Source organism: Clostridium sp. CM039 (assembly GCF_055081075.1).
In genome coordinates this window covers 2005166-2029184 of sequence record NZ_CM143649.1, presented here as the reverse complement: position 1 = coordinate 2029184, position 24019 = coordinate 2005166, and the positions used below count along the sequence as shown (strand labels likewise).

19 protein-coding genes and 1 pseudogene are annotated in these 24019 nt (G+C 29.8%); 14 read left to right on the top strand and 6 right to left on the bottom strand.

What is annotated here, in order from left to right:
* Positions 1-634 precede the first annotated feature (634 nt).
* Positions 635-1572 (bottom strand): annotated as a pseudogene (locus ACWJJ2_RS09590) (magnesium transporter CorA family protein).
* Between the two features lie 234 nt (positions 1573-1806).
* On the opposite strand from ACWJJ2_RS09590, the gene ACWJJ2_RS09585 reads away from it, so the two are divergent.
* The 5 genes from ACWJJ2_RS09585 (at position 1807) to ACWJJ2_RS09565 (ending at position 5985) form a co-directional block, all read left to right on the top strand.
* Positions 1807-2355 (top strand): manganese efflux pump MntP, encoded by a 549-nt coding sequence (locus ACWJJ2_RS09585; protein WP_165411501.1) that lies wholly within the window; start codon positions 1807-1809, stop codon positions 2353-2355.
* A 17-nt stretch (positions 2356-2372) separates the two neighbouring features.
* Entirely contained in the window at positions 2373-3833 is a 1461-nt protein-coding gene (locus tag ACWJJ2_RS09580; RefSeq protein ID WP_216302740.1) for an aminoacyl-histidine dipeptidase, read from the top strand.
* Between the two features lie 186 nt (positions 3834-4019).
* Positions 4020-4427: a Fur family transcriptional regulator gene (locus ACWJJ2_RS09575; RefSeq protein ID WP_216302741.1), complete on the top strand. Its 408-nt coding sequence runs from the start codon at positions 4020-4022 to the stop codon at positions 4425-4427.
* Positions 4428-4442: 15 nt separating this feature from the next.
* Positions 4443-4841, top strand: coding sequence for a DUF6762 family protein (locus tag ACWJJ2_RS09570; protein ID WP_216302742.1), 399 nt, complete (start codon positions 4443-4445; stop codon positions 4839-4841).
* Positions 4842-4980: 139 nt separating this feature from the next.
* Positions 4981-5985, top strand: coding sequence for a rhomboid family intramembrane serine protease (locus tag ACWJJ2_RS09565; RefSeq protein WP_216302743.1), 1005 nt, complete (start codon positions 4981-4983; stop codon positions 5983-5985).
* A 57-nt stretch (positions 5986-6042) separates the two neighbouring features.
* Here the strand turns inward: ACWJJ2_RS09565 and ACWJJ2_RS09560 are convergent, their stop codons facing one another.
* Entirely contained in the window at positions 6043-7806 is a 1764-nt protein-coding gene (locus tag ACWJJ2_RS09560) for an ATP-dependent metallopeptidase FtsH/Yme1/Tma family protein (RefSeq protein WP_216302744.1), read from the bottom strand.
* Between the two features lie 416 nt (positions 7807-8222).
* Between ACWJJ2_RS09560 and ACWJJ2_RS09555 the strand changes: the two genes are divergently transcribed.
* From ACWJJ2_RS09555 to ACWJJ2_RS09535, 5 genes are all read left to right on the top strand, one after another.
* Positions 8223-9152 (top strand): ribonuclease H1 domain-containing protein, encoded by a 930-nt coding sequence (locus tag ACWJJ2_RS09555; RefSeq protein ID WP_216302745.1) that lies wholly within the window; start codon positions 8223-8225, stop codon positions 9150-9152.
* A gap of 23 nt (positions 9153-9175) precedes the next feature.
* Positions 9176-11908: an ATP-binding protein gene (locus ACWJJ2_RS09550; RefSeq protein WP_462954305.1), complete on the top strand. Its 2733-nt coding sequence runs from the start codon at positions 9176-9178 to the stop codon at positions 11906-11908.
* 179 nt (positions 11909-12087) lie between these two features.
* A complete protein-coding gene (locus ACWJJ2_RS09545) occupies positions 12088-12264 on the top strand; it encodes a YtxH domain-containing protein (protein WP_165411508.1) in 177 nt (58 codons plus the stop codon).
* 263 nt (positions 12265-12527) lie between these two features.
* Positions 12528-13826 carry a helix-turn-helix domain-containing protein gene (locus ACWJJ2_RS09540; protein WP_165411509.1) on the top strand — a complete coding sequence of 433 codons (1299 nt, stop codon included), beginning with the start codon at positions 12528-12530 and terminating at the stop codon, positions 13824-13826.
* 222 nt (positions 13827-14048) lie between these two features.
* Positions 14049-15344 carry a helix-turn-helix domain-containing protein gene (locus ACWJJ2_RS09535; protein ID WP_216302747.1) on the top strand — a complete coding sequence of 432 codons (1296 nt, stop codon included), beginning with the start codon at positions 14049-14051 and terminating at the stop codon, positions 15342-15344.
* A 36-nt stretch (positions 15345-15380) separates the two neighbouring features.
* On the opposite strand, the gene ACWJJ2_RS09530 is transcribed toward ACWJJ2_RS09535, so the two are convergent.
* Together ACWJJ2_RS09530 and ACWJJ2_RS09525 are read right to left on the bottom strand one after the other, a co-directional pair.
* Entirely contained in the window at positions 15381-16106 is a 726-nt protein-coding gene (locus tag ACWJJ2_RS09530) for a type 1 glutamine amidotransferase (RefSeq protein ID WP_216302748.1), read from the bottom strand.
* 32 nt (positions 16107-16138) lie between these two features.
* Positions 16139-17497, bottom strand: a complete 1359-nt coding sequence (locus ACWJJ2_RS09525; protein ID WP_216302749.1) for a Mur ligase family protein — start codon at positions 17495-17497, stop codon at positions 16139-16141.
* Between the two features lie 742 nt (positions 17498-18239).
* Between ACWJJ2_RS09525 and pckA the strand changes: the two genes are divergently transcribed.
* Positions 18240-19817, top strand: a complete 1578-nt coding sequence (pckA, locus tag ACWJJ2_RS09520; protein ID WP_216302750.1) for a phosphoenolpyruvate carboxykinase (ATP) — start codon at positions 18240-18242, stop codon at positions 19815-19817.
* A gap of 416 nt (positions 19818-20233) precedes the next feature.
* The gene (locus ACWJJ2_RS09515) at positions 20234-21061 is read left to right on the top strand and encodes an undecaprenyl-diphosphate phosphatase (RefSeq protein ID WP_462954304.1); all 828 of its coding nucleotides are present in this window, start codon (positions 20234-20236) and stop codon (positions 21059-21061) included.
* A gap of 101 nt (positions 21062-21162) precedes the next feature.
* On the opposite strand, the gene ACWJJ2_RS09510 is transcribed toward ACWJJ2_RS09515, so the two are convergent.
* Positions 21163-22029 (bottom strand): ComEC/Rec2 family competence protein, encoded by an 867-nt coding sequence (locus ACWJJ2_RS09510; RefSeq protein WP_462954303.1) that lies wholly within the window; start codon positions 22027-22029, stop codon positions 21163-21165.
* A 153-nt stretch (positions 22030-22182) separates the two neighbouring features.
* Between ACWJJ2_RS09510 and ACWJJ2_RS09505 the strand changes: the two genes are divergently transcribed.
* A complete protein-coding gene (locus ACWJJ2_RS09505) occupies positions 22183-22911 on the top strand; it encodes a lysophospholipid acyltransferase family protein (RefSeq protein ID WP_462954302.1) in 729 nt (242 codons plus the stop codon).
* A 114-nt stretch (positions 22912-23025) separates the two neighbouring features.
* On the opposite strand, the gene ACWJJ2_RS09500 is transcribed toward ACWJJ2_RS09505, so the two are convergent.
* A complete protein-coding gene (locus tag ACWJJ2_RS09500; RefSeq protein ID WP_165411517.1) occupies positions 23026-23247 on the bottom strand; it encodes a DUF378 domain-containing protein in 222 nt (73 codons plus the stop codon).
* Between the two features lie 321 nt (positions 23248-23568).
* Between ACWJJ2_RS09500 and ACWJJ2_RS09495 the strand changes: the two genes are divergently transcribed.
* On the top strand, positions 23569-23955 hold the full coding sequence (locus tag ACWJJ2_RS09495; RefSeq protein ID WP_462954301.1) for a hypothetical protein: 387 nt from the start codon (positions 23569-23571) through the stop codon (positions 23953-23955).
* The last annotated feature ends 64 nt before the right edge of the window (positions 23956-24019 follow it).

Here is a 24019-nt window from a genome sequence, read left to right as displayed (position 1 = left end):
AAAGTAGTATATTAATTTTGCCCCTTATAGGTTGAATTAAATAGGTATTACTTAAACTTAGTTAAAAAGCAAAATGGCTAGGTATAAAGGATTGACGATATTTTAAACTTAATAAGAACTGCTTCTTTCGAATCTGAAGGTCGAAGGTTGTACAGGTCAAAATTGGAACCGTTAAATGTGTAATGAATATTCTATTGAATACCAGCTAAAGGAACATAATTGAACAATAGAGAAATGTTTATGGTGTGATTAGAAAATATAAGGGTTATAAAAAGGGTAGCAAATTTATCGTATGCCACCCTTTTGCCACCGCTCTATAAAAGATAATTAGATACAATTACTTAATATTTAATCAAAAATAATATTTTACACCTCATAGATGGCTTAATATCAATGATTATATGGTTGTTTATAATATATATAGATAAGTTGAAATACAAGGTGTAAATATATAACTCAAGTGGAGTAGTAACAAATAAACTAATGAAACAAAGTAAAGAGTAAATAAGACGATATGATTCTTATTTGTTATAAAAGCCTCATACTATAAATCTAGTATGAGGCTTTATCCTATTAAAGATTATTTTTTTATTATTATAATGTAGCTACTCAAGCTATATTCCATTTCAATTGTTTAAAACATGTCCTTCTTATTCAAGAAATATATAACAAATATTACGATAAGTCCAATTAATGCAACCACATACCAAAAACCCACAGCATTAGCGGAAAACGGTATTCCAGATAGGTTCATTCCAAATAGCCCAGATATCATATTAGGTATAGCCATAACTATAGTAATAGCAGCAAGAAATTTCATTACTATATTAAGTTTATTTGATATAACAGAGGCATAGGCATCCATAGTACCATTTAAAATATTACTGTAAATAGTACACATCTCTATAGCCTGTCTATTTTCAATAATGACATCATCTAATACGTCTTTATCTTCTTCGTATTTTTGAAGAATGTCTAATTTAAGCATTTTCTCTAAGGTAATTTCATTTCCCTTTAAGGAAGTGGAAAAATACACAAGAGATTTTTCGAGTGCCAATAATTGAATAAGTTCTTTATTTCTTAAGGTCTTGTGAAGTTGTTTTTCTACTATGTAGCTTTTTTTATCAATTTGTCTTAAGTATATTAGATAATAGTTGGCAATTCTATATAAGATTTGTAGCATAAACCTTGAACGCTTAAAGGTATAAAAGGAGCTAATTTTCCCTTCGGCGAAATCTGACAATACTTTACTGTTTATCAAACAAACTGTAATTATATTACTTTGTCAGTATGAATCATAGCTATAGGGTAAGTGTCATAGGTTAAAGAGTTATCATCCATAGCTGTAAAGGGAATATCCAATATAATTAATGTACAATCTTCTATGTCAATACGGGAGGTTTCTTCTTCATCCAAAGCAGCCCTTAAAAAATCCATAGAAACATTAGTGTTTTTTGAAATTAATATTAATTCTTCATCTGATGGATCAATCATGTTAATCCAACAACCTGGCTCTATATTTTCTAGCTTTGCTAGCTGGTTGTTTTCTACACTACTATATATTGAAATCATTGCAACACCTCCTAGTGTAATTCCCTTTATATTATAGTCTATAAAAGGCAGGATAGACAACTCATAATTATTTTAACCATAGCAATTCGAATACTAAACCACAGTTGACAAGGAAGCTCGAATAATTGATAATAGTATATGTAAAGTTTTTCACATAAATTTAAAAAAATGGAATAATAATAAAGAAAACAGACTAAATATATTGTGGAGTATTATTGGGGGGCGTAAAAATTCATGGATATGTACCCATTATTTACAATTGCTTTAGCATTATCTTTAGATGCTTTTGGAGTAGCTTTATGTATAGGATTAAACAATCAAACTAGATTTATAAATAAGGTAGGTTTTACAATTTCTTTTGGACTATTTCAATTTTTATTATCATATATAGGAGCTTATGCAGGCTTCCTTTTCAATACATATGTAGCTTCAATGCCTACCATAATTGGTGGTATGATTATATCTTTCGTTGGAGTGATTATGATTAAGGAAGGCTTTGAAAATCAAGGGAAGTGTCCACTGCTTAAACCTAAAATGTATTTTGTTTTAGGGATATCCGTAAGTATAGATGCAATGGTGGTAGGATTTACGGTATTAAATAATATAACAAATGCTATATTATTAAAAAATACACTATTCATTGGGGGAATAACTCTAGTAATGTCAATAATGGCCTTTGTAATTTCTAGATACCTAAAAAAAATAGAAATTGTAGGAAAATATGCAGACTACATTGGAGGAATAATCTTAATAATTTTCGGTCTAAAAATGATGTTTTTTTGAAAGGGAGGATGATATAAATGTTAAACAAATTAAAGGATTTAAATTCATTTAAGGCATTTAAATATTTTAAAGAGATGAACGAGATCCCAAGAGGTTCCGGCAATGAGAAAGCTGTAAGTGATTGGTTAGTAACCTTTGCAAAAGAACATAATTTGAAAGTTATCCAAGACACCGCATTAAACATTATAATTAAAAAGCCTGGTACAGAAGGTCGAACTAATGCTCCAAAGGTAATACTTCAAGGTCATATGGACATGGTCTGTGAAAAAAACATAGGGATAAAGCATGATTTTTTAAGAGACCCTATTGAGTTTATTGTAGAGGATGATTTTTTAAGGGCAAATGGGACTACACTAGGCGCGGACGATGGAATCGCAGTAGCATTAAGTCTTGCAGTACTTGCGTCTAATGATATACCGCATCCACCAATAGAGTTATTAGTAACTACAGAGGAAGAAACGGGTATGGGCGGAGCTCAGGCAATAGATCCTAAGAATTTAGATGGAAGAATATTAATAAATATAGATTCAGAAGAAGAAGGAAAACTTTTAGTAAGTTGTGCAGGGGGAGTGCGTGAAAAAATAAGGCTTCCAATAATTTGGGAAGAAGCAGATAAAAACTTTATAAGCTGTGAAATAAGACTAAGAGGATTAAGAGGCGGCCATTCTGGAATGGAAATAAACAAAGAAAGAGGAAACGCTAACAAAATTATGGGACGTTTTTTAATGGATTTAAGATCAGTTATAGATTTTAAAATAAACTCTATAAATGGAGGAGCTAAAAATAACGCAATTCCTCGTGATGCTGATGCTATTATATTGTTTAGAGAAAATGATAAAAAAATAGTTAATGAAAAAATATCACAGTGGAATTCTACATTGAAAAATGAATTAAATACTATTGATCCAGATGTTGATTTAACTATTAAAATATTGGAAAATAAAGTAAATAAGATTTTTTCAGATGACACCGCTACAAAAGCACTTCAAATACTTTTCTTAATTCCAAATGGAGTTAAAAGTATGAGTATGGCGATTGATGGATTAGTGCAAAGTTCAGCAAATATAGGGATTCTTACGACGAGTGATGAAAATATAGTATTTGACTCTGCAATAAGAAGTTCTGTAAAGACTTTAAAGAAAGCAATATGCGATGAAACTATAGTGCTTGCAGAAATGGCAGGAGCAACTATTGAATTTGAATCTGAATATCCAGAGTGGCAATACAATCCAGATTCTAAAATAAGGAGTATACTAGAGAAAGCATATACTGATTTATATGGTAAAATGCCTGAAATAGCAGCTATTCATGCAGGCCTCGAGTGCGGATTATTTAGTGAAAAGTTTGAAGGAGATATTGATCAAATATCTTTTGGACCAAATATGTATGATGTACACACACCGAGTGAACACCTAAGTATTTCATCAACAGAGAGGACATGGGATTACTTAGTAGCAATATTAAAAGAAATAAAATGATCAGGTACATGAAATAGATAAAGCTACTTTAGTAGATAAAGCTACTTTAGTAGATAAAGCTATTTTAATGGCTTATAAAAAGGCTCCTACTTTTGTAGAAGCCTTTTTATAAGCATTGCTTGTATTCATGACCATATTGAGGTATATTATAATTGTTATAATAATGTAGTAAGGTGATGTATATAGATGAATATAATTTCATATTTAAAAGAGAATAATATTAAAGTAACTAATGCAAGAAAAAGCATATTAGAAATTATAATTTGCAGTAAAGATGCTATAAATGCAAACCTAATATATGCTCTACTTAAAAAAGAGAATATAAAAATAGATTTGTCCACGGTATATAGAACCCTAGATTTGCTAGAGGGTAAAAAGATTTTAAATAAGTTTGATTTGGGGAATAATATGTATAATTACACTATAAATAACAATTCCCACAACCATGTAATTGAGTGCGATTTATGTCATAAGAAAATGGTCATAGATTGTCCAATACCCCAAATAGAAGAACAAATAAAAGCAAAGACAGGAATAACTCTTACAGAAAGCCATGTTTATTTAAAAGGCATATGTAAAGAATGTAAAAAATAAGAGAGGATGAGATTTATGCAATTTTCTTCATTGGTATTAATGGAAGTAGATAAAGAAACTAATCAATTTGTTAAAGAGCTTGGAAGTTATGAAACTTCTGAAGGGGCAGAATTTGTTACAAAATTAAATTATTCTGGAGAACTGATCAACTTGACGTTTGATACTCATGATGATGTGGAAGAGTGGCAATTTACAGCAATTTATGATTGTTTTAATGAAGAAATTTTTAGGTCTAAAGGTTATTCTATTGAAGCAGTAGATGATGAGTATAACCCAACTTGGTTAGTTAAGTTCAAATATTCTGACGAGCATATGATTGTTAGGGAAGATTTAATCAAAATTTGTGAATTAATAAAGCAAGAACTTAAAGAAGTTTTTATTAAAATTAAAGAAAAAGAAGAAGAGTACAAATAGAGATTGTATACGTAGAAGATGCTATATGGAAAATAAACTAGGGAACCTATTAAATTTTATGAAATAGATTTGTTGAAATGCAATAACATTGCGGTGCAGTCAATAATATAAAAAATATAAATTTGAGTAGGAGTAAAATATGAAAGAAAAAAATATAAAAACAATTATAACTGGTTTTACTCAGCAAAATGGATATTTTTTAGAGGAAATAATAAGTAAGAATAACAATTTGAATATGTGGACAGTGAGCAAAGATATAGGTGGAGAGTCGTATCGGTTAATATTTATGATGTCGCTTAGCCTGCATCAATTAATACAATATGACATTCCAGATGACAAAAACAATATATATATACTATTTTCTAATGATGAAATCAATAAGGAAGAAGTTTCAAAAGAGATTGCAATAAATAATTTATTAGAAAAATCCTTAATTAGAGTGAATGTTTTGGAGAAAAAAGTGAATTATTCTGGAAATGTAAATTCACAAGTGGTTCAAGATTTAGCTTCCGTAATGAATAATACAAATTTACATAGTGATAGTGAAAAAACAAGTGCAAGAGATAGACCTTGGGTTACTATGGTAATTATAGCTATAAATGTAATGATGTATATAGTTACAGCTTATTTGAGTTATGTTTATGCTAAAGGTAGCATATTTAATAGTGACATCAAAATTCTAATTTTACTAGGTGCGAAAGTTAATGGGCTAATTGCACGAGGCCAGTATTTTAGACTCATTTCTTGTATGTTTTTACATGGCGGACTTGTGCATTTAGGGGTCAATATGTATTCACTTTATGCCATTGGGGCAATGGTTGAGAGGGTTTATGGAAAGATAAAGTATATTGCTATTTATTTTGTTTCTGGAATATGTGCATCAATGCTTAGTTATATCTTTTCAACAAGTGTTTCTATTGGTGCCTCTGGTGCAATCTTTGGACTACTCGGGGCAGTGCTTATTTTCGCAATTAAGTCTAAAGGAAAAACTGGAAATGATTTTATAAGAAGTATTTTATCGGTTATATTTATAAATATATTTATAGGAGTTACTCTACCAAACATTGATAATTTTGGTCATATAGGTGGACTACTTGGTGGCATAATTACATCATTTCTGATTAGTTTTAGAGCCGAAATCTAATAGTCACCATTAAATAAACAGACCCCCGAAGATTTAACTTCGAGGGTCTTAAAAACTTTAGGCAACTCCATTATTATGTCTATCTCTGATAATATTAATTAAATCCTCATGATCTATAGTTTCCTTCTCAATTAATAAAGCAGTCATAGCCTCTAAAGTTTCTTTATCACCTAATAGGATATTTTTAACATCTTCATATAGTTCTGAGATTAAATTTTTACATTCTGAAAGTACTGCTTCTTGATTCGTAAAGCCTGAGTCTTTTAATTGGTTCATAGTAAGTAGTCCTAAAGATTCACCCATACCATATTCTGTTATCATATTTGTTACAAGCTGTGTACTCCTTTGTAAATCATTATAAGCACCTGTGGTTACATGGTCTGATCCAAAGATAATTTCTTCAGCAGCCCTACCACCTAAAAGTACCATTATTTTTTTCTTTAAATGTTCCTTGTTCTGGTATAGCGTGTCTTCAGGAATACTTAAAGTATAACCGCCTGCACCTTTGGTAGTTGGAATTATAGTTACTTTAGAGACTTTATCCTTTGGTAACATCTTAAGTGAAACAAAAGCATGTCCTGCTTCATGGAAAGCGGTAATTTTTCTATCCTTGTCTTTAATGTAATCCCTATCAACTTTTTCATAACCAGCTAGCATTATTGAATAAGCTTTATCTAAATGTTCATTTCCAATAAACACAGAATTGTCTTTGCATGCAATAATAGCAGCTTCATTAGTTAAGTTCTCTAGCTTTGCACCTGAAAAAGATGAAGTTTTATGTGCCCATTCACTATAATCTATATCTTTAATAGGTTTATTTTTAAGGTGAAGTTTTAAGATTTTCTCTCTGGCAGATACATCAGGCAAAGTAACTTCAATATGCCTATCAAAACGTCCAGGTCTTAGTAGAGCTTCATCTAACATATCAAGCCTGTTGGTTGCTGCAATTATAATTATGCCCTCCGTTTCATTAAAACCAGACATCTCCGTTAAAAGAGCGTTAAGTGTTTGATCTTTTTCGTCAGAGCCCCCGCCGCGTCCGTTATCCCTTTTTTTACCAATAGCATCGATTTCATCAATAAAGATAACTGCTCTGCCATGACTTCTTGCTTTCTTAAATAAGCTTCTAATTCTCCCAGCTCCAACCCCTACATATATCTGAACGAAATCAGAACCGGATACCGCATAAAATGGAACGTTTGCTTCTCCTGCTACGGCTTTTGCAAGTAAGGTTTTACCAGTTCCAGGGTCTCCATATAAAATTACTCCTTTTGGCATTCTAGCACCATATGCGGAATATTTTTCAGGGTTTTTAAGGAAATCCACTACATCCTGTACACTATCTTTAGCCTCATCATTACCTGCTAAACTATCAAAGTTAAAACCTATATCCTTTACTGCGGTAACATCAAGATTCGTAGATGAGAACATACTTTTAGATTTTATCTTTGTATGTTTGAAGGACATAATTCCAAGTGCTATAAGTGAAAGCACAAATCCTGCAATTGATGCTATTTCAGCAGGATTTGTTAGAGTTTGCTCAGAAACATCTATACCATTCTTTAATAAACCTTCTTTGAAATTATTAGTTCTTGGATTATCAGTTTCATAAACAGTGCCATCTTTAAGTTTAACTTGAATTTTAGGAGCGGTTGTTACGTATACAGTTGAGACAGCCCTTAGCGAGGCATCTTTAAGAAAATCGGTATATTGTTTATTTGTAGGTGGTTTAAAGGGATTACTCACAAAAACAAGAAATACTAACGAACAAATTGCGGTGATAACAGGAAGTAAAATATATTTGTTCTTAAGTTTAATCATATGATAGAAGCGAGAGACCACTATGCTGTTTAAATCAACCGTGGAATCGCCTCATTCACCATCCTTTCGAGTAAGGCACATTCAAATAAACAATAAGTCGGTATAGGGGCCTATACTGGGATAGTACATTTATTTGAATGTGCCTAATATTTTTTTCCTTGTTTCTAATATTTAAATGTTATACTAATATATCTGTTATAGTAGTTTGTGAATTTTGAATGTTATACAAAATTGTATTGAAGAAATATCAACTTATAATGGCTATTATAATATTTTTATGAGGCCTTGTCCATTGAACCTAATAGAATTTGGAAATGTAAATAATGTAAAAATTATAATTGATAAATTCATTATTTGTTGTATACTTTATTTAAGGTTTAACACTAGGATAGATTTAAAAAAGGAGAACAGATAAAATGGGAAAGAAAGTTTATGCAATAAAGGAAGGATTTAATTTTAGTACTAATAAAAAAATAGTGAATAAAATAGTTGGCACTTGGGCAGAGTGCTTAAAATATGTAAAAGGTGTAAAAGGTGCTAAATATAAGAGTTTTGAGGATATAAATGAAGCTAAAAAGTTCTTAAGTGGGGTAGGAGATGTATTAAAAAAAATAGATAATAATTATCCGGAAAATTGCCTTCATATTTATGTTGATGGCAGCTACAATTCTGCCACGGAGGAGTATAGTTATGGAATGGTAGCTACGCGGAATGATGTAGTTATACATATAGAGAGCGGTGCAGGGAAAAGCGATACAGCAAAAAATATAAGACAAATAGCAGGAGAACTAGAAGGTGCATTAAAAGGTGTGCAGTATGCTCAGAACAAAGGTGAAAAGAAAGTAGTAATATTTCATGATTATGTAGGGATTTGTTACCATGCTACAGGATTTTGGGATAGAAAAGAAGAATCGTCAAAGAAATATTATGAGAAAATGCAAGAATTAATGAGTAGTGGAATAGAAGTTATATTTGTTAAGGTGGATAGTCACACGGGAGATTTATTTAATGAGCTTGTTGATGAAAAATGCAAAGAAAGGTTAGGTATAAAATCAGATAAAGTTGTAGAAAAATGGTTGCTTAAAAATATTATAAATGTAGCAAGTGACGTTGTAAAACAAGAAATTTTAAAAATAGCGAGCAATGGGGAGTCGAATATAATTGTTATAAATTCTAAGGATGAGAAAAGTAAAGAAGAAATTAAGCTAGATGGGTTTAGCAATATTCTTAGTGAATATATCTTAAATCCAGAAGATGTAAGGTCGGTAATAGATAATCTAAGTAGTTCTGATAAAACAAATTTTATTACTTATTTATTAGATAAAATTAAAAAAACACAAATATAATATGAATATGGGGGAGGAATACATTGGGAAATATTTTTAATAGCAGAATAATAGAACCATATTTCTATTGTAGTGGGAGTATTTTAACAGAGGTTAATCAAGGGTTTCTTGATTTTACAGGATATTCATTGGATGAATTGTTAGGTAAATCACTTATAGAAATAGGGGAAATGCTTAAAATCAATTCACAAATATTTCTTGATAGTATAATCAGTGAGTACTCGGGATATATATTCACAAAATCCCTCAGTGCAAGAGAAGTAAATATATCGCTTTTTCATGATACCGAGGCAAATATAAAAAAATATACTTTTGTTGAGGAATTAAATTCTAGACTTGATGAAAAACTCATTTTTGTAGAACAAATATTTGTAGATGAGATATCGGGCGCAGCTGTTTACAGTTTGCCCGATTTAATACTGCTTAGAGCAAATCAGACGTATCTTAATCTTTTAGATTCACCTTTTAATAAAGAAGAAAATAGTATAGGTAGATCTATTAAGGAAATTCTAACAGGGTTTGCAGGAAGTCAAGTTGAAGCTATTTGGAATAATGTTCTTGTTTCGCAAAAGACCAGATATATAAATGAAGTCAGATTTGATGAGTTTGCACGAGGTACAACTTATTGGGAATCTACGCAAATGCCTATATATGAAAACAGAAAGATGAAATACAGATTTGTAACCGCTAATGATATTACTGAAAGGGTTTTAAAAAATAAAAGTATAAAACGACAAAACAAGATATTAGAACAGCAAAAGGAGAAGTTAGAACAATTAGAACAACAGAATATACAGTTAATTAGCGTAATTGAAAATTTATCTGAGGGAGTAATGTTTGCAGATAATAAAGGTGAAGTTATAATGGTGAATGCAGAAGCGAAGAGGTTAGTTTGTCAATCAGACATAGGAATTACCCTAGGCGATGCTTATAAAAACACTAAAGCATTTGATATGAAAGGCAAGGAGATACCATTTGAAAATTTTCCTTCAGTTAGAGCATTAAGAGGCGAAAGAATAAAAAATATTAAGATATTCGTATGCCATCCTAATAAAGAGTATTTTGCTGAAATTAGTTCAATTCCAATTTATAATGCGAGTGGAGAGTTAACTATGATAGTATCATGCTTTCATGATATTACTGAAACAATTAAACAATCTAGAAAAATTGAAGAACAGAAAAAGGAATTAGAAGCTATCATAGAAAATATATCTGATTCTATTGCTATTTTTGACAATAAAGAACGATATGTATTAATTAACAAAGCATCGAGGGAAATGTTTTTCCAATCTTATAATTGCATGGAAAATATAGTTGATGGGTATAAAACATCTGAGTTTTATGATGCTTTTGGAGAAAAAATTGAGACTGAAAATATTCCATCTCATAGAGTTATGAGGGGTGAAAAATTTAAAAACATGAGACTTATAGTAAAGTCCCCTTATAAAACATTACAATTAGATGTTAGTGGAACGCCTATATATGACCTCGAAGGGAAATTTACTTTAGGTGTGATTTGCAGCAAAGATATGACAACCTATTTAAAGCATGAAGAAGCTATAAGAAGCCGATATGAATTTTTGAACAGAATGGTAAATACTTTTGATTTACCTCTTGTCAGATTATCATGTCCTGATTTAAAGATTGTGGATATTAATAAAAAGGCATTTAGTATAATTAAGTTGCTCAGACCTACCGTTAAATCAATGGAGCAAATAAAAAATAATGGGATTGAAGGGTTATTTAAAACATTAGAGACAAGAGAATATTACCAGTGTATTGGTGAAGTGTTAAAAGAAAAGAAAATTAAGTATTTGAATAAAAAAAATCTTTTAATAAATGGGAACGAAGTATATTGGAATATTATTTTTGAACCCATGATTGAATTAAATGGAGAGGTCAGAGAAATATTAATTTTAATAATAGATGTTACTAATGAAATAAAATCTAATATGATCATGGAAAAAGCATTGAAATTACAGGGAGAATTTCTTGTTAACATATCACATGAGCTTAAAACACCTCTAAATGTTATATTTGCAACAGCTCAGTTATTTAATATGTATTGCAATAGTGGGTCCCTGGACGAGAAAAAGGATTCAATTATTAAATACATTGAATCAATTAAGCAAAATTCCTATAGATTATCTAAAATTATTAATAACATAGTTGATTTATCAAAAATTGAAGCAGGATTCTTTAAACTAAATCTATCAAATAACAATATAGTTGAAGTTGTAGAAGAAATAGTTATGTCTGTAACTGCACTAACTGAAAGTAAAGGATTAAATATTATTTTCGATACGGATATAGAAGAAAAAATTATTGCTTGTGATACAGAAAAGGTAGAAAGAATAGCATTGAATCTTATATCAAATGCGATAAAATTTTCAGATGAAGGTGATGAAATATTTGTGGACATTAAGGATATGAACGAGTATGTAGAAATATCAGTGAGGGATAATGGCATTGGTATTGAAGAAGAGCACTTGGATATGATATTTGATAGATTTAAGCAGGTAGATAAATCTCTATCAAGAAATGCAGAAGGTACAGGCATTGGCTTAAGTTTGGTTAAGTCGATTGTAGGATTACATGGTGGTAATATATATGTTGAAAGTAAATTTGGGAAAGGAAGTAAGTTTACAGTTGTGCTTCCTTCAAAAAAGGTACTTCATGAAAATATGATATATAGTAGCAATGTGAGAAGTAAAAACGAAAGTATACAAGTTGAACTGTCAGATATTTATTCGTAATGTCGTTATACTTTATGAAAATTTATAAAAACTTTAAGTTATGACATTAATATTTGTGAATTATTAGCTTTTTTAATGTCAGATATAAAGATAAAGTTTAAAAAAAAGAGATTAATTATTTGAAAAATGCACATCCTATAAAGAGTAAATAAACTAAAGAAGGAAAGGATGTGTAACTTATGCATAATAAATTTATATCAACAATTACAGCAGGGGCAATAATTGGAGTAGCAGCAGGTGTAATGCTAATTCCTAATATGGACAGGAGCACAAAAAGAAGAGCTAAAAAAGCTGGTAAAGTGGTAATGAATATGGCAGGAGATATGTATGATAACGTGAAGGATTATATTTTATAAACATAATTAGAAAACTCCAAACTATATTAATAAATATATAGTTTGGAGTTTTTAATTGATATCATTATTACGAATTAAAATTCCAAAATATACAAATAAATGTATAGTTTACAATTTTTAATTTTATTAATGAGAATCAAAGAATTGTTCATAAAATTTTAATTTTATAGGTAAACTATGTTATAATTGAATTAAAATTGTCTAAGATTGTTTAAATTAATAATATTTTATATATATTACCATGTTGTAAAGGAAGAGTGATTATGGAAATATTGTCTTTAGGAGAAAAGATAAAGAGGAAAAGAAAAAATTTCAATATGACATTAAAGGATCTTGCAGGAAGCAGAATAACTCCTGGACAAATTAGTTTGGTTGAATCGGGGAAGTCTAATCCCAGCATGGATTTATTAGAATATTTGGCAAATGCCTTAAATACATCTGTTGAATATCTAATGGAGTCGGAAGAGGCTCAAGCTGAGAAAATATGTTTATTTTATGAAAATATTGCTGAAGCACTTATTCTAAATAGTGACTTAATACAAGCGGAGCAAAATATCGAAAAATCTATATGTTATTCTGAAAAATATAAATTGGAATATAGAAAAGCCAGAAATTTATCATTAAGAGGGGATATATATATGGCTAGGGAAGAGGTCGCATCAGCTCAACAGGCTTTCATTTCCTCAAATGTTATATTCATCAAAAATAACTCTTATGAAGAAATAATTGGAACTTTTCTGAAGCTTGGGAAAATAACACTTGAACTTAGGGGTTATCAGTCAGCTTCGAGTTATTTTAAGCAAGCCGAAAAGGTTTTTACGGATAACCAGATTGGAAATGATTTTTTATTAGGTGAAATATATTATTACATAGGGTTTACTTATTTCAAATTAGAAAATATAGAAAAGGCTATAGAATATTCATATTTAGCTCAAGAAAAGTTTAAGCAAATAGATAATAAGAAAGAATACGCTAATTCACTTTTATTATTAGCACATGAATATAATAAAAAAGGCGATATTAAGAATGCTATAAAATATTCAGAGATTACTTTAAAAGTTTTTTATGAAATTAACAATTTAAGTTATGTGTCAGATATAGAAAACAATTTAGGGAGATTATTCTATGAGTTTGAAAACATGGAAGAATCATTTATACATTTAAATAAAGCTAAGGAAATAAGGCAAAAGACTAATGACTTAAAGTTAATAGATACCTTAGTAAATATTTGTGAAAATTATATTAAGCTTAAGTATGTAAATGAAGCTAAGGAAGCTTTAGATCGTATTATAGAATATATAGAAGATGGAAATTATAAAGAGTTATGCCATTACTATTTATTAAAATATAGGGTCGATTTATTAGAAGACAATAAGAATGAAGCAGAAAACACTTTAGTACAAGCACTAAATTTTGTGAAAGAACAAGGGCAAATAAAGGAAGCCGCTGAGATATCTATAATGATTGGAAAGTTCTATATTGAAGGCGGTAGAGGTACGGACGCAGCTAAATACCTAAACGAAGGTGTAGAGTTATTTAAAAAACTAGGAATAATTAAGTAGTTTAACGACATTTCAGAAGGAAAGTCTCCCTCTTCTATAAGAGGGGGTTACGGACTATAACAAAGAAAAAACTTTAGTGGGAATATAAATCTCCTTCTGAAGTCGTTGATATTGCAGCACCGCAGGTGATGATTTAACGACATTTCAGAAGATGATTTAAGTAAAGCTATTTTATGGTTAGCTTCATAAATTAGTTATTTGACTTGTGGATGGGTGATGAGGATGGAAATATTATCAACGGGAGAAAAAATAAAAAGGACTAGAATATACAAAGGATATACATTGAGAGAAATATGCGATGACAAGATCTCAGTGTCTAAAATGAGCTGTATAGAAAATAACAAGGTCATGGCGGAACGTTGGGTACTTGAACTGATTAGTAATAAATTGGACATAGATCTTGAATATTTAAATGAAAACGTGTTTGATCAAATTGAGGAAAACATTAAGGAGTTGAAACAGAATGACATGAATGTCATTCATGTAAATGATATAAATGATATCAATGATGATGCATTTGAAGCTAAAGTATCTTATAATTTGAAGTTTGCTGAAAAATATAATTACTATGATTTAGCAATTGAACTAATACATATGTTGTTTAATTTTTACTTAGATAAAAAAGACTTTGAGAAGACTCAATTAATTACTTCAAAATATTATGATTTACACCTAAAAACATCAATAGAGGATAATCAATTAACTTACTATATAGACATGGCAAGACGCTTATATATAAAAGAAGATTATCTTCAAGCCTCGAGCTATTATTGTAATGTGAGAAAAGGGTTAAAAGCGAGCAAGACGCCTAATTATAAAAAAATAATAACGGTAACTTATAGTGAGGCTGCCTGTAACATTATGCTTGGAAATTTTGAACGCGCTTATCATGTGGGAATAAGATTATTAGATTTACTTAAGCACGTGGATACAGAATTTAAAGCGGCCGAGATATATCATATGTTGGCTATGCTATCTATAAGAGTGAACAATGGTAAGTTCCAAGAATATGAAAAAAAGTCGTATAAGCTGTATAAAGATGAAAATTCTAGTAAGGCAATAGCTATTTTTAATTATGGATCCACAATGTTCGACTGTAATATGAAAGATAGAGCAGTTGAATATATCAATAAGGGTTTAAGCGTATATCCTAGGGGCGATAAGAGAGGACTAGTTAGCTTTATGCTAGATATCGTTAAAGAGCTTATTAAAAATGACGTAATAGAGTTCGCACAGTCTATTTCGGATGAAGTGTTAAACTATGCAATTAATTTAGATGATATTAAATTAATTGAAAAAAGCTATTATTATAAAGCTATTATTCTTGACAGACAAGGAAAGGCATCTAATGCAGAGATGTATATGAACTTGTCTTTAGATTCATTATTGAAATTCGGTGCGAAGCAAAATATATATTCGCGTTACTTAGAAATGGGAAGTATGTATCATAAACTTGGTAATGTAGCTGATTCTATAAAGTATTTCAGTTTAGCGGTCCAATTAGAAAAAAAGATGTAGGTTTGGAATTATCCAAGTCCTACATCTTTTTTTATTTTATTTAGAAGTTTCTCTATTTATTATAAATTGTTTAGCTTTAATTTCTAAACTATCATCTAAAGAAGTTAAGGCTACTTCATTATATTTATTAGTTAATGCTAGTGTAAGTATTCTGTCTGCGAGCTCAGGATTTTTAGATAAAAGGGAGCCATGGAAATAAGTACAGAATGTATTTTTGTAAACGCAGCCCTCATAACCGTCTTCTCCGTTGTTGCCATAGCCAACTTCAACTGTGCCAAGTGGCTTTAAGTTGTTAATGTAGGTTCTTCCAGAATGATTTTCAAAGCCTACGTAGGTTTCATCAAAAGCTTCATTATGAATAACTGTGTTGCCTATGAAACGTTTATCTCCGCCTTCAGTGTAAATATCTAAAATACCAAGACCATCAAGCTGCACGCCCTCAGGAGTAGTATAATATTTACCAAGCAATTGATATCCACCACAAATGGCTAAAAACACTTTTCCACTTTGTATATATTCTTCTATAGCAGATTTTTTGAATTCTATTAAATCAGGGGAAACTATGGCCTGCTCATAATCTTGTCCTCCACCAAAAAATACAATATCATAATCCTCTACTTTGAAAATATCGCCCATAGATATATTAACAATGGTTACTTTAATGCCACGCAGTTCAGCTCTATGTTTCAATATTAAAATATTTCCTACATCCCCATAAACATTCAATAAATCAGGATATAAATGACAAATGTTAATTTCCATAATATTCACCTTCTAATTTAAATTTTTTTATATTACCAAATTTTATCTATGTATCCTTTAGCGTGTAAAGATTTTCTTAAATTTATCATGGCAGTATAGGTAGCTAGTATATAAACTATTTCACCATCGCAAGCTTTGATTTGATGTAGTAAGGACTCTTCGTCTTTGCATAAGAGGAAGGATTCTGAGGTAAAACCTGCTACTTTAAGTCTTATGGCCATATCATACAAACGTATTCCTGATATCATAATTTTGTTAATATTAAGGCTAGTTAGACGTTCAAAATTAACATCCCAAATCCATGAAACATCTTTTCCATCAGCATAATTGTCATTTAGCAGAAGCGATAAATTTATTTTCCGTTTATCAAGATTAATAGTGTTTACTGCTTCATCATAGCCAGCTGGATTTTTAACTAATATTATTTTAACCTCTTTGCCTTCAATATTAAGGGTTTCTTGTCTGCCAAAGCTACTAGCTACTGTTTTAAGAGAGTGCTCTATAGAGGTATCTTCAAGGCCAAGTAACTTAGCTACGGAATATGCACATAGGGCATTATAAATATTATAAGTACCTGGTTGGTTTATGTAATACTCTTTATTATTAATATGAACAGTGGAACCACTGGTGTTTAAATCAACAATTTTATCCACAGAGTATGTAAGCTTTGGACGTTTATATCCACAACCGCTGCAATAGAAGTCCCCTAGATGGTTGTAGGTAATAAAATTATATTCATAAGGAGATTTGCAGATTGTGCAAAATTTAGCATCAGCATTGATATCTACAATGTTGTTATCATTAACTTTAGTACCGAAACCATAGTATACAATATCATTTTTGAGGTTTAAGTTTCCGAATAAAGATTCGTCCCCATTAAGAAGAAGTGTCGCTGTGGGAGCTTTTTCTACACCTTCTAGTATCTTCTTGAGCGTTGTATACACCTCACCATATCTGTCCAGTTGATCTCTGAATAAATTGGTAACAGTAATTATACGCGGAGATATATATTCAGTTACAAACTTTACATTGGCTTCATCTACTTCTATAACAGCTATTTTTTTCTCGCAAGACTTTTTAAAAGAATAATTTGAAATAAAACACGCAACTATTCCTGTATACATATTTGCTCCAGTATTGTTAGTAATTACTTGCTTATTGCTATCTTTTACGATGCTGTAAATCATGCTTGTTGTTGTGGTTTTTCCATTTGTACCGGTTATGAGTATAACCTCATAATTATTAGCAATTGTTTTTAAAATATTTTTATCAAGCTTTAAGGCAATTTTGCCGGGGAAATTTGTGCCACCTTGAAATAAAAATTTTGATAATTTCATAATAGACTTTGAAACTAATATACTGAGTAACGACTGAATTTTAATGTTGAACACATCCTTTAATTGTACTTATGCACTTAGTTATTATTATTGACATTTATATAGAAAAACTCATCACTAATTTTAAAACGTGAATCTTTGGAGAGGTTACTTAATCTACTTAGTAAATTTAGCTTAGCATAGCCATTTATAGGCGTTGGGCAATAGTCATTTGTATAATTCACAAAAAAAGTCAGTAGTAAAGATGAATAGCTTATTTCATTTTTTCTGTTAATTATTCTTATAGGTGATCCTTTTAAGAAAATGCCTCAACCCCACCATTGTTAAATAAATAATTATATATTTAAGCCAATATATAATTATAACATATTTGCATAAATCTCTAACATATTAATGTAACTCAAAATTAAATAATTTGGATTTTTAGTTATGCATTTATTAGAATATAACTATAACACACAAAACGTTAGATTTAACGACATTTCAGAAGGAAAGTTTCAAACCTCTTTAAGTGGGGGTTCCATACTGTAACAAATACTGTTAGTAACAGAAGCCGAAAACATTTTTTTATATTAATAAAATTTAGTTATCTATAACAATAATAAATTACTATAATGAAGGAATTTATGCATAAAAAGCATCGAAGGAATTTTTTTCAATTTTTATCTTGCATTTTTGTTGGAATGTTGTACTATATTATTATAGTAACTAATTTTATAGGCAGGTTAAATATACTAATTATTTTTAAAATTATTAGATATAGAAATAATGATATTATGTAATTGGGGGTAACATTGTGGTTTGTTTAAAAAACTTGAATTATTTAAATATAAGAACATCAAAAAAAATATACAGGAATTTACCTGTATCCGATCTAGTAAGTTTTGCGCTGCAAAGAGAAGAAGGTACTTTATCAGAATCAGGTGCATTGGTTGTAAACACAGGAAAATATACAGGCAGATCGCCTAAGGATAGATTTATAGTTTCACAAGAAAGTGTTGAGGAATTAATAAATTGGGGCGATATAAATTTACCAATTGAAGAGGGGATTTTTGAAAATTTGTATAGTCAAGTGTGTAAATATTTAAGTGATAAAGATATATTTGTGTTTGATGGTTATGTTGGTGCTATGGAAGAATATAGACTACCTATTAGAGTAGTAAATGAATTTGCATCAGAGGCATTGCTTTCTAATCAATTATTTAGAAGACCAGATAAAACAATGCTTGAGTATCATAAGGCTGAATTCACGGTAATTGCGGCTCCGGGATTTAAAGCAAAAGGAGCAGAAGATGGAGTAAATTCTGAAGCTTTTATTATAATAAATTTTGATAAGAAAATTGTTTTAATTGGTGGAACACAGTATGCAGGAGAAATTAAAAAATCAATTTTTTCAATAATGAATTTTTTATTACCTGGAAAAGGCGTATTCCCAATGCACTGTTCTTCCAATATAGGTAAAAATGGAGACACAGCAGTATTCTTTGGCCTTTCAGGTACAGGAAAAACCACATTGTCGGCAGATCCAGAAAGAAAGCTTATCGGAGATGATGAACATGGTTGGTGTGATAAAGGAGTATTTAACTTTGAAGGTGGATGCTATGCCAAAACTATAAAATTAGATAAAAATAATGAAAGTGAAATTTACTCAGCATTAAAATTTGGTGCATTGCTTGAAAATGTCGTGCTTGATGATAATAATATGCCTAACTATGATGATGATAGCTTAACAGAGAATACCAGAGGCGCATATCCTATAGAATATATCGAAAATGCAGAACTAAGTGGAATTGGTGGACAACCAAGCACTATAATATTTTTAACAGCAGATGCTTTTGGAGTTCTTCCACCAATTTCAAAACTTTCAAAAGAAGCTGCAATGTATCATTTTATTTCGGGATATACAAGTAAGCTTGCGGGTACAGAGCGTGGGATTACAGAACCGAAAGCGACTTTTTCATCTTGCTTTGGAGAAGCTTTTATGCTAATGAACCCTTCAGTTTATGCAAAGCTTTTAGGTGAGAGAATAGACAAATATGACACTGAGGTGTTTTTGGTAAATACAGGTTGGATTGGCGGAGAATATGGGGTAGGTTCAAGAATGAAACTATCATATACGAAAGCTATGGTAAAAGCTGCTCTTGAAGGTAAGCTTAAGGATGTTGAGTATAAAGAACATCCAATATTTAAAGTAGATATACCGGTGGCGGTGCCAAATGTTCCAACAAAAATGTTGAATCCACAAAATACATGGGGAGATAAAGAAAATTATGTTTTAAAAGCTAAAGAATTAGCATTCAAATTTGCTGAGAACTTTAGCAAATTTAAAGGAGTTGCAGAAAACATAAAAAAAGCTGGACCTATATATAAATAATATAAAAACCCGACGGCTAGAAGCATTATAATCCGACGGGTTTTTATGTGATTTTTTGCGTAAATATGATATACTCATTAAATATATGAGTATCTATAGGTATTTTGAATAAGGAGGAATAATGAAAGAATGGTATTTTTTATAGGATTTTAATTTCTGCTATTATAACAATAGGTATAGTTATTTAGAATCTTAAAGCTGGAACGGATTTAAGTTATTCATTTTTATTAATTGAATTCTCGAAATGAGAACTTATCAAAATTTAAAACAAAGTATGGACTAAATAAACTTATAGATAATAATGATAATAAATTTGAGAACTCAATAAAAATCATGCAATTTATTAATAGAAAAATAAACATATCTACATACAAATAGAATATAATAAATTATGCTTAGAAGGGAGCAGACATTAGATGAATTTAAACGTTATATTGGTGTTAAAAGCTATAATAATAGCTATAGTAGAAGGGGTAACAGAATTTGTTCCTATTTCCTCTACTGGACATATGATCATTGTAGGAGATATTATAAATTTTAAAGGGGCATTTGCAAATCAATTTGAGGTAGTCATTCAATTAGGAGCTATTCTTGCAATTATAGTTTTATATTGGAATAAAATATGGAAGTCAGTTGTGGAATTTTTTCAAGGGAAACCCTCAGGTATTAAGTTTTGGACTAATATTATAGTTGCATTTATACCAGCTGCAGTCTTTGGGTTTGTTCTAAATGATAAAATAGATAAATATCTTTTTAATTCAGGAACTGTAGCCGTGGGGTTAATAGTTGGCGGAGTTCTAATGATTATTATAGAAGGTAGATTTAGGCAAAAGTATACAACGGAAAGTATAGAGAAAATAAGTATTAAGCAATCATTTAAAATAGGTTTTTTTCAATGCTTAGCACTATGGCCAGGTATGTCAAGATCAGCATCGACGATAATGGGAGGTTGGATTTGTGGCGTTTCTACAGTTGCTGCAACTGAGTTTTCTTTCTTTTTAGCGATACCAACTATGGTTGGAGCTACAGCATTAACTTTATTTAAAAGCGGAATGAATTTTAGTAGTGGAGAAATTATAACTTTGGTTATTGGATTTGTAACAGCCTTTTTAGTTGCATTAATTGTGGTTGAAAAATTTGTTTCTTATTTAAAGAAAAAACCTATGAAGGTTTTCGCTATTTATAGAATAATTGTTGGTGTAGTTTTGCTGTTTTTAATTAAAATTGGTACTATTTCATTATAAATAATAATATTATGGCAATTAGATCATTACATGATTCGCTACATAGATTCGAAGAAGATTTAAATTAATGTTTTCTTGATTTAAATAAAAAAACTAGGTAACTAGTTTTTTTTATTTATGTTCGTGCCATCGCTTATAAGTATAATATTTTTATCTAAATCAGTTCTATAGACAATAGAATTTATCTTTTTCAATTTAGCTAAGGTTCCTTTATTTGGATGACCATAAGTGTTGTAAGTTCCACAACTTATTACAGCAATTTTTGGAGAAACTTTATTTAGAAATTCTTGTGAGGTTGATGACTTACTGCCATGATGAGCTACTTTAAGCACCTGAGATTTTAAATTGTAACCATTGTCTAGTAGTTCCTGCTCAGCTAGGGACTCTATATCACCTGTAAATAAATAAGTTGAATTTTTATAAGATACCTTTATTGTACAGGAGTAATTATTAGTATTTTCATAACTTGTTTTATTAGGTGATAGCATAACGCATGTTGTATTAGGGCCTAAATGTAAAGATATATTAGGGGCGGATACTTTTATTTTAAGATTTTTATTTCTTAGAGAATTGATCATATCAACAAATGACTGCGAGGAAGATATGACTTTAGGGGCATAAAATTCATCTATATCGAAGGTTTTAATTATTTTAGCCATACCGCCTATATGGTCTTCGTGGGGATGAGTTGCAACTACATAGTCAAGTTTTTTAACATTATTTTTTTTTAGATATCTAATTAACTTTTGAGTTGAATCAACGGTGCCACTGTCAATTAGTAAGTTTTTATTATTTACTTGAACAAGTATACAATCACCTTGTCCTACATCAATAAAATGAGTAACCATATTATTTTCTAAATTTAAGTTAGTTTTTATAGTAGATTTATGACATATAGTTACACAGACAGATATAAAAACTAATACGGTACAAAGTAAAATATATTTTAACCAGGTTTTCTTTGGCATATGATTAATCTCCTATGAAATATTTGAAGCATATAAATGATTTTATCCAATTATATAAAAAAATATCAATATCCAAGGACAAATTTGAAATAAGTCTTATAAACTAGTATAATTATAGTTGTAATTCAATCGTAAAATGAAAGGAACAGTGATATGAGAACTATATATTTTTATTTGTGTTTTATTATCAATTTGATCGGTAAAAGCTTTGAGAAGATAAAATTTAATAGCATAAAAAAACATAAAACTAGAGAAGAGGCAGATGTGTATATATTCAAAGTAGCTACGAAGTGGTCTAATTTTGTGCTTAGGGTTGCAGGATTAAATTTAACAGTCGTAGGAAAAGAAAATATACCAAATGAGCCTTGTGTTTTTGTGGGAAATCACCAAAGTAATTTTGATACACCAGTAATATTATCTAATATGAATAGACTTACTGGTGCAGTTGCTAAAAAAGAAATGAAAAAAATACCAATAATGAGCTATTGGATGAGGCAAATACATTGTGTATTTATGGATAGGGAAAATCCAAGAGAAGCTTTGAAGGCAATTTCGGAAGGTGTTCAAAATTTAAAGAATGGATATTCTATGATTATTTTTCCAGAGGGTACGAGAAGTAGAAGTAACAGCTTAGGTGAGTTTAAAAAAGGTAGTATGAGGCTAGCAATAAAGGCTGGGGTACCTATTGTTCCTATAACATTTTATGATACTTATAAAGCGATGGAAGGTAATAATGGGAAAATTAAAAAGACAAATGCTAAGCTTATAATAGATAAACCTATATATATGGAGAGTATGTCAAAGGAAGAAAAAGTAAAAATTTCAGAGGTAGTACGAAATATAATCCAAAACAATTTAAATAAGGAACGTGAGGAAAAATAGATTTATATGGTTACTTGTTATTTATTTAAATGCCCTAAAGCTGAAGTAATATAAAAGAAGCTGAATTTGAAACTTCAGCTTCTTTTATATTGTATAGAAATATTTATTTGAAAATTATTTAACCTCAGTTCTATCGCTGTCGCTAGCTCTGTCTCTTCCTAAGAAAGATAAAGAGTATAGACCGCATAAACCTACTAGAGCGAAAATAATTCTCGTAAATGCTGTTCCAGTGCCAAATAAGCTTGATACTAGGTCAAATTTGAAAAATCCAATTAGTCCCCAATTTATAGCGCCTATGATAACTAATACTAGTGCAGTACCATCTAATGCTTTCATTGTAAACATCTCCTCTTTCATAAGTCTTAGTATTATTGTTTACAATTTTTAAAAAATTATTACTATATTAAAAAAAAATATTTAATTTCACCATGTATTTAATAGTGGATTATTAATAATATGTTAAATAATTAAGTACAGTTCTTATTAAATACCGCTCACAGATATTTTGGTATAAACTTTTTTTAAATACAAATATAAATAGATAAATTAATGCATAAGCTATTGATATATATTAAAATATGTTTGATAATGTATAGTATACATTTATTTATAGAAAGATAGTGTTAACATTATCTATAAAAAAGGGAGGGATAAAATATGAATATCTTAATACAAATACTTAGCGTTGTTGCATTTGCAATTATTGTTCTTGTAATATATAATGTTTTAAAAACTTATGTACTAGATAAGATAAATATTAACAAGTGGATAGTGCTTTTATTAGCTATTGTAATATATGTGGTTCCTGTGCTCATATGGCCTAATATTATAAATCATGTAACTTACTATGTAATGACAGGAATATCTGCTATTATGATTTTATGGTTTACGGATTTATCAGGTTTTTTAAAAAATTCGAATATTTTTAAAAAAAATTCAACAAGCATAGGTTCTGCAAATATTAATGCTAAAAAAGATAAGAAGGACGATGTAGTAATTAGGTCCAAGGCTAAACCTAATAGGAATAAAAATAATAAAAAATAATAAAAAGGAGTACAAATTTCCATGGGGAATTTGTACTCCTTTTGAATGTGTCTATATATATAAT

What these genes read in the sequence shown, in the direction of transcription:
- ACWJJ2_RS09585 (WP_165411501.1), top strand. Translation starts at nt 1,807, where the DNA reads ATGGATATGTACCCATTATTTACAATTGCTTTAGCATTATCTTTAGAT.
- ACWJJ2_RS09580 (WP_216302740.1), top strand. Translation starts at nt 2,373, where the DNA reads ATGTTAAACAAATTAAAGGATTTAAATTCATTTAAGGCATTTAAATAT.
- ACWJJ2_RS09575 (WP_216302741.1), top strand. Translation starts at nt 4,020, where the DNA reads ATGAATATAATTTCATATTTAAAAGAGAATAATATTAAAGTAACTAAT.
- ACWJJ2_RS09570 (WP_216302742.1), top strand. Translation starts at nt 4,443, where the DNA reads ATGCAATTTTCTTCATTGGTATTAATGGAAGTAGATAAAGAAACTAAT.
- ACWJJ2_RS09565 (WP_216302743.1), top strand. Translation starts at nt 4,981, where the DNA reads ATGAAAGAAAAAAATATAAAAACAATTATAACTGGTTTTACTCAGCAA.
- ACWJJ2_RS09560 (WP_216302744.1), bottom strand. Translation starts at nt 7,806, where the DNA reads ATGATTAAACTTAAGAACAAATATATTTTACTTCCTGTTATCACCGCA.
- ACWJJ2_RS09555 (WP_216302745.1), top strand. Translation starts at nt 8,223, where the DNA reads ATGGGAAAGAAAGTTTATGCAATAAAGGAAGGATTTAATTTTAGTACT.
- ACWJJ2_RS09545 (WP_165411508.1), top strand. Translation starts at nt 12,088, where the DNA reads ATGCATAATAAATTTATATCAACAATTACAGCAGGGGCAATAATTGGA.
- ACWJJ2_RS09540 (WP_165411509.1), top strand. Translation starts at nt 12,528, where the DNA reads ATGGAAATATTGTCTTTAGGAGAAAAGATAAAGAGGAAAAGAAAAAAT.
- ACWJJ2_RS09535 (WP_216302747.1), top strand. Translation starts at nt 14,049, where the DNA reads ATGGAAATATTATCAACGGGAGAAAAAATAAAAAGGACTAGAATATAC.
- ACWJJ2_RS09530 (WP_216302748.1), bottom strand. Translation starts at nt 16,106, where the DNA reads ATGGAAATTAACATTTGTCATTTATATCCTGATTTATTGAATGTTTAT.
- ACWJJ2_RS09515 (WP_462954304.1), top strand. Translation starts at nt 20,234, where the DNA reads ATGAATTTAAACGTTATATTGGTGTTAAAAGCTATAATAATAGCTATA.
- ACWJJ2_RS09510 (WP_462954303.1), bottom strand. Translation starts at nt 22,029, where the DNA reads ATGCCAAAGAAAACCTGGTTAAAATATATTTTACTTTGTACCGTATTA.
- ACWJJ2_RS09505 (WP_462954302.1), top strand. Translation starts at nt 22,183, where the DNA reads ATGAGAACTATATATTTTTATTTGTGTTTTATTATCAATTTGATCGGT.
- ACWJJ2_RS09500 (WP_165411517.1), bottom strand. Translation starts at nt 23,247, where the DNA reads ATGAAAGCATTAGATGGTACTGCACTAGTATTAGTTATCATAGGCGCT.
- ACWJJ2_RS09495 (WP_462954301.1), top strand. Translation starts at nt 23,569, where the DNA reads ATGAATATCTTAATACAAATACTTAGCGTTGTTGCATTTGCAATTATT.